Origin of the sequence: uncultured Caballeronia sp. (assembly GCF_964243625.1) — a bacterium.
Classification (GTDB): Bacteria; Pseudomonadota; Gammaproteobacteria; order Burkholderiales; family Burkholderiaceae; genus Caballeronia.
Genome location: NZ_CAXTGZ010000248.1, coordinates 1 through 8,274 on the forward strand (window position 1 = coordinate 1; position 8,274 = coordinate 8,274).

Here is an 8,274-nt window from a genome sequence, read left to right on the forward strand (position 1 = left end):
GTGGCAATGTGAATCGACGAACATGGTGGTTCCGTGGTGATTTCCGACAAGGCTTTGATTAGCCGGCGGATTGCGGGATCAGCCGGCGGCCGAGAATCACGAGATCGCGCTCTATGCCGTCCAGCACCGCGACGCGCGGCAGCGTGCCCCAGACGTCGAACTGGAAGCGGCGGAACAGGCGCAGGCTCGGGTCGTTATGGCCGAACACGAAACCGAGCAACGTATCGATACCCAGTTCCGGCGCGCGTTCCAATGCTGCTTCCAGCAACTGCGTTCCCAGGCCGCGTCCGCGCGTTTTCTCGTGCAGATAGATGCTGACTTCGGCCGTGCGCAAATAAGCCGGACGTCCGTAGAAATCGGAGAAGCTCAGCCACGCGACAATCGCGCCGTTTTCTTCCACGACCCAAAGCGGCCGGGCTTTCGGTCCATGCGCATGAAACCAGGCGAGACGGCTTTCGACCGTCACCGGCTCCAGATCGGCCGTCACGAGCCGCGAGGGCACCGTGGAGTTGTAGATAGCCACGATGCCGGGAAGATCATCGAGAACCGCGTCGCGGAAATGGAGAGTCATGGTGCGTTTTGCTTTTGCGAATGAATGTTTACGGACGTGAATGGCAAGTCAGGCGGCGTTGAACACGTCGCGATAGCCCAGAAACAGCTCTTCGAAAACCAGCCGCGCGTTGAGCGGATGATTCTCCACCGCGCGCTGGCGCGTCACCGACTTTTGATAGTGGGAAAACCTGTCCACATCGAGCTGCGCGGCGCAGCGTTCCAGCGCCTTCGATGCCGCCGGGAAATACCGCGGCCGCCCCGCCGTTTTTTGCGCCAGCACATCGTAGAGCCAGCGCTGCATCCAGCCGAGGACCATCGGAACGGGTAGTTTCTGCAGGTTCTCGCCGCATGCAAACGCATCGCAGCCGGGACCCGCCGCCAACTGCGCCAACGCGAAATCACGGAGGGCGCGGTTTTCGTCGTTGGCGAGCGCCAGCGCAGTCAGTGGCGCACCGCCCGCTTCCGCAAGCAGCGCCGCCGGTTGCTGAACGCCTTGCTGCGTGAGCCAGGCTACGGAAGGTTCGGCGGCCGGGAGGGTCATCGGCCATTGGCGGCATCGGCTGATGATCGTCGGCAACAACCGGTCGATACGCGCCGTCACCAGGATAAACACAACGCCCGCCGGAGGCTCTTCCAACGTCTTGAGCAAAGCGTTCGCGGCAAACACGTTGATGGATTCGGCGGGATAAATCATTACGACGCGCGCGCCGCCCCGGTGCGAGCCGAGGCTGAAGAAATTCGACAGGCCGAGCACCTGATCGATCTTGATCTCCTTGCTCGGCACCTTGGTTTTCTTGCCTTCATCGGCATCCGGCTTTTCGTCGCTGGTCAGTTCGCCGGCGAGCGCTTCCGGAAGCACCGCCCGATAGTCAGGGTGATTGCCCTGGCTAAACCAGAGGCAAGCGACGCAATGACCGCACGGTTCCCGCGTCGCAGTCGGTGCTTCGCACAAAAGGCTCTGTGCGAGATGTTGCGCGAACTGCAATTTCCCGATGCCCGCGCGCCCATGCAGCAACAACGCATGCGGCCAGCTTGCGCGCAGTTGCTCAAGTTGAGCCCAGTCGTCGGTTTGCCACGGATAGATCATGAAAATTCTTTCAAATCAGTAATTTAAGCTGCGTTGTTGAAAATTACAATTAACTTCAACTTTTCAATAAATTCGCTTTAAAATCAGATGCTTGAAACTACTTCCTCAAGTTTTTTCTGTATATCTGCGACCGACCGTGTTGCGTCGATTACCAGGAACCGGCCCGGTGATTCCGCCGCCCGACGCAGATACTCGGCTCTCGTCCGCGCAAAGAACGAATCGGACTCGCTTTCGAACTTGTCCGGCGCACGTACCGCGCCCCGGCGTTCGCTGGCCACGTTCGTCGGGACATCGAAAAGTACGGTCAGATCCGGTTGAAATCCGCCCTGCACCCAGCGCTCCAGTGCTTCGAGCTTGTCGCGCGGCAGACCCCGGCCGCCGCCCTGATACGCGAAGGTGGCATCGGAAAAACGATCCGACAGCACCCAGTCGCCGCGCGCCAGCGCCGGCTCGATCACAAGCGCCAGATGCTCCCGGCGCGCGGCGAACATCAGCAGCGCCTCGGTTTCGAGGTCCATCGGCTGATTGAGAAGCAATTCCCGCAGGCTTTCGCCGAGCGCCGTGCCGCCGGGTTCGCGCGTCATCACGACCGAGTGGCCGGCCGATGCGATCTTCTCTTCCAGACGTTCGCGGAACCACCCGAGGTGCGTTGTCTTACCCGCCCCGTCGATGCCTTCAAACGTGATGAATTTGCCGCGCACCATCATTGTCCCCGGATGTACTTGTCGACGGCCCGATTGTGGTCGCCGAGATTGTCTGAAAAGAAGCTGCTGCCGTCGCCGCGCGACACGAAATACAGCGCGCTGCTCGACGCAGGGTTGACCGTCGCTGCCAGCGCCGCGACGCCGGGCAAGGCGATCGGACCGGGCGGCAGGCCCATGCGCGTGTAGGTATTGTACGGAGTGTCGGTTTGTAAATCTTTCTTCTTGAGCCGGCCGCCGTAAGCCGGGCCCAGGCCGTAGATCACTGACGGGTCGGTCTGCAAAGGCATGTTGATGCGCAGCCGGTTCGCAAACACGGCCGCGACCAATGGCCGGTCGGCGGCGCGCCCGGTTTCCTTCTCCACGATCGACGCCATGATCAGCGCTTCATACGGCGTCTTGTACGGCAGGTTCTGTGCACGCGTGTTCCAGGCTTCCGTCAGGCGCATCTGCATCAGTTTGTACGCACGTTTGTAGACGGCGATGTCGCTCGTGCCTTTATCGAAGAGGTAGGTGTCGGGGAAAAACAGACCCTCCGCCGTCGCCTTCGCAATCACGTCGTCCGGCGCGCCGATGGCCTTCAGCAGATCGGTATCCGTCATGCCCGCGGTGTCGTGCTGGAGCGCCGGATTGCCGTCCAGCTCGTTGCGCATTTTCTGGAACGTCCACCCTTCGATGATCGTCGCCACGTATTCGTTCACGTCGCCACGCGCGATTTTTTGCAGCATCTCGTAGGGCGTGATGCCTTCCTTGAACGCGTAATTGCCGGATTTCAACTGCGACGACAGGCCGAGCACGCGCGTCATCAGCACGAACAGCTCGGGGCGCATATGGGCGCCGCCGCGATCGAGCTGGGTGCTCACGCTTTTCAGCGTACTGTGGGACTTGATGGTGATGTCGAGTTCGGGCGAGGCCAGGTCGACCGGGCTATTCGCCCACTTGAACATGCCCGCGACGAGCGCACCGGCAACCACGACCGCGACGACCGCCGCGACCAGACATTTCTTCAAAAGGGACATGCGAAACACGCTCTAGGTAAGACCCATATAATACTTGTTCGCCATCGTCCAAGTCAGGTCCATGAATTCTTCGACCGGTACACCCGCTGCTTCTCCTTTCAAGGCTGTGCTCAGCGGCGGAATTTTCGCGCCGCTCACGCAGTTTGGTTTCATCGATACAACCGGCGACGACGCCGCCGCCTTTCTTCACACGCAACTGACGAACGACGTCCAGCACCTGGATGCATCGACCGCGCGTCTGGCGGGGTATTGCTCGCCGAAAGGCCGCTTGATGGCGTCATTCCTGATGTGGCGTGCCGGGGACGCAGTGCGTTTGATGATCGCCGCCGACTTGCAGGCCACCGTGCAGAAGCGGTTGTCCATGTTCGTGATGCGCGCAAAAGCCAAGCTGGCGGATGCCACTCCGGCGCTGACCGCCGTCGGTTTTGCAGGCGACGTGCGCGACGCGCTGTCTCATCTCTTCGATGCCATGCCCGACGGCGTGCACGTGAAAGTGGAGGGTCCGCTCGGTTCGCTGATCCGCGTACCCGATGCCGCCGGCCGTCCGCGTTTCCTGTGGGTCGGCCCGAAGGCAGAAGTCGATTCGCATCTCGCCGCGCTGGAAAAGAAACTGACTCGCGCGAGCGCCGAAGTGTGGGACTGGCTCGACATTCACGCGGGCGAACCGCGCATCACACAGCCGGTGTCCGAGCAGTTCGTCCCGCAAATGGTCAACTTCGACGTGCTCGGCGGCGTCAACTTCAAGAAAGGCTGTTATCCGGGTCAGGAAGTGGTCGCGCGCAGCCAGTATCGCGGCACGATCAAGCGGCGCACATCGCTCGCGCATGCGGAAATGGCCAAAGCCGGCGACGAACTGTTCCACTCCGACGACCCCGGCCAGCCCTGCGGCCTCGTGGTCAACGTAGCGAGCGCGCCCGATGGCGGCGTGGATGCGCTCGTGGAAATCAAGCTTGCGGCGCTGGAACAGGGATCGGTGCATGTGGGCGCGGCGGATGGTCCTGTGCTGAAGTTCTCGCCGCTGCCGTACGCCTTCCCCACAGAAGTCTGAGGCGTTCATGTGCCTGATCGTCTTCGATTGGCAGCCGGAAGCGGGGTCTTCGGCATCGAATCATCCGATGCTCACGCTCGCCGCCAATCGCGATGAGTTCTACAGCCGCGAAACCCAGCCGATGCATTGGTGGAAGGACGCGCCGGGCATGCTCGCCGGACGCGACCTCACGGGCGGCGGGACGTGGCTGGGCGTGACACGCGATGGCCGGTTTGCTGCATTGACGAACTATCGGGCGCCGACCGAGGTGCGGCCTAGCGCGCCCACCCGCGGTGCGCTCGTCAGTGATTTCTTGTCGGGAGAAATTGTCGCGCCGCTCGCTTATCTGGACGACGTCGCCCGCAACGGGCATCTGTACAACGGCTTCAACCTGATTGTCGGCGACTTCACGCGGCGCGAACTGGCGTGGTACGGCAATCGCGCCGATGCGCCGCCCGCACGCCTTGAGGCCGGTATCCATGGTTTATCGAACAGCTTGCTGAATACGCCGTGGCCAAAGCTCGTCGCCCAACGCGACGCGCTTCGCGATCTCGTTCACACCGGAGACCGGGTTCAGCCACCGCTGGATCTGCTGATCGGGACGATGCGCAACCCGCATATTGCCGATGACGCCCTGCTGCCCTCGACGGGCCTTTCGCTTGAACGCGAACGTGTGTTGTCGGCGGCGTTTATCGAGTCGGATGGGTATGGGACGCGGAGCACGACGGCGCTGCGTGTTTCATCTGCAGGCGATCAAATCGAGCTGCAAATCAAGGAACTCAGCGACGACGACGGTTCACACAAGATCGTTCGCCCCGGCAACTTTGAGATCAGCGACGCGTTTGTGATCGCCCGCTGATCAACTTTCGACGTCGAGATAACGACGCAACGCACTCGCCGCGTCGGCATGCGCCTTCGCGACGTCCGGCACCAGTCCGCCCATCTTGAAGAACTCGTGCGTCATGCCTTCGTAGCGGACCAGTTCGACGGGCACGTGCTCGCGTTCGAGTTTCGCCGCGTAGGCGACGTTTTCATCGAAGAGCGGGTCGTGATCGGCAGCGGCAATCCACGCGGGTGCAATACCTTCAAACGATGGCATCGGTCCTCGCGCATCCAGGGGCGCGAAACGCCAGTCGTCGCGGTCCTTTTCTTCGCGCAGATAATGCTTGAAGAACCATTTGACCGTTTTCGCCGTCAGGACGTGACCTTCCGCGAATTGCGCGTACGACGGCGTGTCCTGACGCGCGCTGACGCCGGGATAGATCAGCAACTGCAGGCGCAACGCGATACCCGCATCGCGGGCGAGCACCGCGCAGACCGTGGCGAGTGTGCCGCCAGCGCTGTCGCCGCCAATGGCGAAACGCGCGCTGTCGAGCCCGAACGATGAGGCCTGTGCGTGGAGCCACGTGAGGGCATCGAAGGCATCGTGGACGGCGGTCGGAAACGTGTGCTCAGGGGCGAGCCGGTAATCCACCGATACCACCGCGCACCCCGAATCTGCTGCGAGACGCCGGCACAGGGCCGCATGGGTATCGATGCTCCCCACCACGAAACCGCCGCCGTGGAAGTACACGAGCGTCGGCGCCGGGGAGGTCCACGCCGGTTCGACCGGATGAAAAAGCCGCGCGCGAATGGACGCGCCGTCTCGCGCGGGAATAGCCAGATCCTGGATATCGAACATGGGTGCCGGCGCGATATCGATGATCAGGGCACTGCGTTCATACGATGCCCGCGCTGCGGTAGCGCTCAGCGTATGAAACGGCGGCCGCTTCGCCTTCGCGATCAGTTCGAGGACCTGGGCAATGGCAGGATTCAGCGGCATGGGAAAAGGATGGCGGTAAAAGCTCGCGATGGTGACACATCGGTGCTCAAGGTCGCCCTCTCACCTCGGGCTTCAGCGAAAGCGGATCGGTCGGGTTGCGCATTTGCGCGACATCGTCGAAGCGCAGTTGCACCGACGCCAGGATCTTCGGATGCGTCAGCACGTAAAAACGGCGTTGGCGCACGGCCTCAAAAGTGATTTCCGCCACCTCTTTTGCACTCAGCTTGCCGCCTTCTACCGCTTTCGTGAGCTGCTTGACTGCCATGGTTTGCGATGGCGTCATGGGCTCTTCGTTACGCAATTCCTCAGGCCGCGCACGCTCGGCCTGAGCGATTCCTGTGGGTACGAACGCCGGACACAACAATGAACAATCCACGGGAGCGCCGACGATCTTCAGGTCGTGATAAAGCGTCTCGGTCAATGCGACGACCGCGTGCTTCGATGCGTTGTACACGCCCATTGCGGGCGCGGACAACAAACCCGCGACAGACGCCGTGTTGACGATATGCGCCGGTTCGTTCTGCGCGAGCATCAACGGCGTGAACGCACGCACGCCGTTCGCCACGCCCATTACGTTGACGCCGAACACCCAAGCCCAGTCGTTCGCACTGTTTTCCCACACGAATCCGCCTGCGCCGACGCCCGCGTTGTTGAACAACAAGTGCACGGCGTCATACGTGTCCATGGTCATGCGTGCCAGGGCGTCGACCTGGTTTGCATCGGAGACGTCTGTCGGCACGCCCAGCGCTTGCGCGCCCAACGCACGGGCCATCTCGACGGTTTCCGTGAGGCCTTTGACATCGATATCGGCGAGTGCGAGCTTCATGCCGAGCGCCGCGCCCTTCAGCGCGAACTCACGGCCAAAGCCGCTGCCCGCGCCCGTGATCACCGCTACCTTGCCGTCGAACTGATCCACTGTGTCTCCCTTCGATGTGCACCCGGCCTCAGATCAGCTTGACGAGCTGTTTGCCGAAGTTCTTGCCCTTGAGCAAGCCGAGAAACGCTTCGGGCGCGTTCTCGAGCCCTTGCGCGATGCTTTCACGATACTGCAGCTTTTTCTGCGCGACGAGGCCCCCGAGCTGAGCGAGCGCTTCGGGCCACACTTCCGGCGACTCACTCACGATAAACCCCTGGACCTTCAGCCGTTGTGTGAGCAATAGCGAAGGTTTCTTGAGCGGCATGGGCGAGCCGTCGTAGGTCGCGACCATCCCGCACAACGCAATACGGCCGAACGCGTTCATGCGCGGCAACACGGCGTCGAGCACTTCCCCGCCGACGTTCTCGAAATAACCGTCGACCCCATCCGGCAAGGCCGCCTTCAGGTCCTCGTACAGGTTGCCGGCCTTGTAATCGACGCACGCATCGAAGCCGAGCGTCTCGGTCACGTACCGGCACTTGTCTGCACCCCCCGCGATGCCCACCGCCCGGCATCCTGCCGCCTTCGCCAACTGGCCGACCACGCTGCCCACCGCGCCGCTCGCCGCGCTGACGAGCACCGTCTCACCCGCCTTCGGTTCGATGATCTTGTTCAGCCCAAGCCACGCCGTCACGCCGGGCATGCCGACCGGGCCGAGATAGGCTGAAAGCGGAATATGGGTATCGTCGACCTTGCGCAGACCCTTGCCGTCCGACGTGCCGAATTCCTGCCAGCCATAGGTTCCGACGACCTTGTCACCGACTGCAAACTTCGGATTCTTCGATTCCACCACCTCGCCCACGGTTCCGCCGATCATCACTTCGTTGAGCGGTTGCGACGCGGCGTACGATTTCGAATCGTCCATTCGGCCGCGCATGTAGGGATCGAGTGAAAGGTAGTGGTTGCGCACGCGTAGCTGACCGTCGGCCAGCGGTGCAAGGGGCGTTTCAACGAGCTTGAAGTTATCTACGCTTGCCGCGCCTTGCGGGCGCGAGACAAGCAGAACCTGACGATTGATTGCGGCGTTTTCGGACATCGTGATACTCCTGTTCGGTCTATGGTCGGGCCCTGCGGATCAGGCGTCGCTTGGACCGGGTTTCGCCGACGGGTCTGATCGAAGGCGTTGCTGTGCAATATCGCGCCCGACTGC

9 protein-coding genes are annotated in these 8,274 nt (G+C 62.0%); 2 read left to right on the forward strand and 7 right to left on the reverse strand.

The genetic code is table 11. The annotated features are described in order from the left end of the window. Positions 1-58: 58 nt before the first annotated feature. The 4 genes from ACFFAR_RS17425 to mltG all read right to left on the reverse strand — a co-directional run bounded on the left by ACFFAR_RS17425 (position 59) and on the right by mltG (position 3,359). Positions 59-571: a GNAT family N-acetyltransferase gene (locus tag ACFFAR_RS17425; protein ID WP_174365524.1), complete on the reverse strand. Its 513-nt coding sequence runs from the start codon at positions 569-571 to the stop codon at positions 59-61. 48 nt (positions 572-619) lie between these two features. Then, entirely contained in the window at positions 620-1,639 is a 1,020-nt protein-coding gene (locus ACFFAR_RS17430; RefSeq protein WP_174365525.1) for a DNA polymerase III subunit delta', read from the reverse strand. A gap of 83 nt (positions 1,640-1,722) precedes the next feature. Beyond that, positions 1,723-2,343: a dTMP kinase gene (gene tmk, locus ACFFAR_RS17435; protein WP_375508186.1), complete on the reverse strand. Its 621-nt coding sequence runs from the start codon at positions 2,341-2,343 to the stop codon at positions 1,723-1,725. Further along, complete coding sequence (mltG, locus tag ACFFAR_RS17440; RefSeq protein WP_174364064.1) at positions 2,343-3,359, reverse strand: endolytic transglycosylase MltG; 1,017 nt, start codon at positions 3,357-3,359, stop codon at positions 2,343-2,345. The genes tmk and mltG overlap by 1 nt, the downstream gene beginning before the upstream one ends. 61 nt (positions 3,360-3,420) lie before the next feature. On the opposite strand from mltG, the gene ACFFAR_RS17445 reads away from it, so the two are divergent. Beyond that, a complete protein-coding gene (locus ACFFAR_RS17445) occupies positions 3,421-4,407 on the forward strand; it encodes a folate-binding protein YgfZ (RefSeq protein WP_174364063.1) in 987 nt (328 codons plus the stop codon). A gap of 7 nt (positions 4,408-4,414) precedes the next feature. After that, the gene (locus tag ACFFAR_RS17450; RefSeq protein WP_174364062.1) at positions 4,415-5,245 is read left to right on the forward strand and encodes an NRDE family protein; all 831 of its coding nucleotides are present in this window, start codon (positions 4,415-4,417) and stop codon (positions 5,243-5,245) included. On the opposite strand, the gene ACFFAR_RS17455 is transcribed toward ACFFAR_RS17450, so the two are convergent. The 3 genes from ACFFAR_RS17455 to ACFFAR_RS17465 are packed head-to-tail and all read right to left on the reverse strand — an operon-like array spanning position 5,246 to position 8,160. After that, complete coding sequence (locus ACFFAR_RS17455) at positions 5,246-6,208, reverse strand: alpha/beta hydrolase fold domain-containing protein (protein ID WP_174364061.1); 963 nt, start codon at positions 6,206-6,208, stop codon at positions 5,246-5,248. Between the two features lie 46 nt (positions 6,209-6,254). After that, positions 6,255-7,124, reverse strand: coding sequence for an SDR family NAD(P)-dependent oxidoreductase (locus ACFFAR_RS17460; RefSeq protein ID WP_174364060.1), 870 nt, complete (start codon positions 7,122-7,124; stop codon positions 6,255-6,257). A gap of 28 nt (positions 7,125-7,152) precedes the next feature. Continuing rightward, the gene (locus ACFFAR_RS17465) at positions 7,153-8,160 is read right to left on the reverse strand and encodes a zinc-binding dehydrogenase (protein WP_174364059.1); all 1,008 of its coding nucleotides are present in this window, start codon (positions 8,158-8,160) and stop codon (positions 7,153-7,155) included. Positions 8,161-8,274: the final 114 nt, after the last annotated feature.

Excerpts from the sequence above, each read along its gene's own strand:
- ACFFAR_RS17425 (WP_174365524.1), bottom strand. The coding sequence starts at position 571 with ATGACTCTCCATTTCCGCGACGCGGTTCTCGATGATCTTCCCGGCATC.
- ACFFAR_RS17430 (WP_174365525.1), bottom strand. The coding sequence starts at position 1,639 with ATGATCTATCCGTGGCAAACCGACGACTGGGCTCAACTTGAGCAACTG.
- tmk (WP_375508186.1), bottom strand. The coding sequence starts at position 2,343 with ATGGTGCGCGGCAAATTCATCACGTTTGAAGGCATCGACGGGGCGGGT.
- mltG (WP_174364064.1), bottom strand. The coding sequence starts at position 3,359 with ATGTCCCTTTTGAAGAAATGTCTGGTCGCGGCGGTCGTCGCGGTCGTG.
- ACFFAR_RS17445 (WP_174364063.1), top strand. The coding sequence starts at position 3,421 with ATGAATTCTTCGACCGGTACACCCGCTGCTTCTCCTTTCAAGGCTGTG.
- ACFFAR_RS17450 (WP_174364062.1), top strand. The coding sequence starts at position 4,415 with ATGTGCCTGATCGTCTTCGATTGGCAGCCGGAAGCGGGGTCTTCGGCA.
- ACFFAR_RS17455 (WP_174364061.1), bottom strand. The coding sequence starts at position 6,208 with ATGCCGCTGAATCCTGCCATTGCCCAGGTCCTCGAACTGATCGCGAAG.
- ACFFAR_RS17465 (WP_174364059.1), bottom strand. The coding sequence starts at position 8,160 with ATGTCCGAAAACGCCGCAATCAATCGTCAGGTTCTGCTTGTCTCGCGC.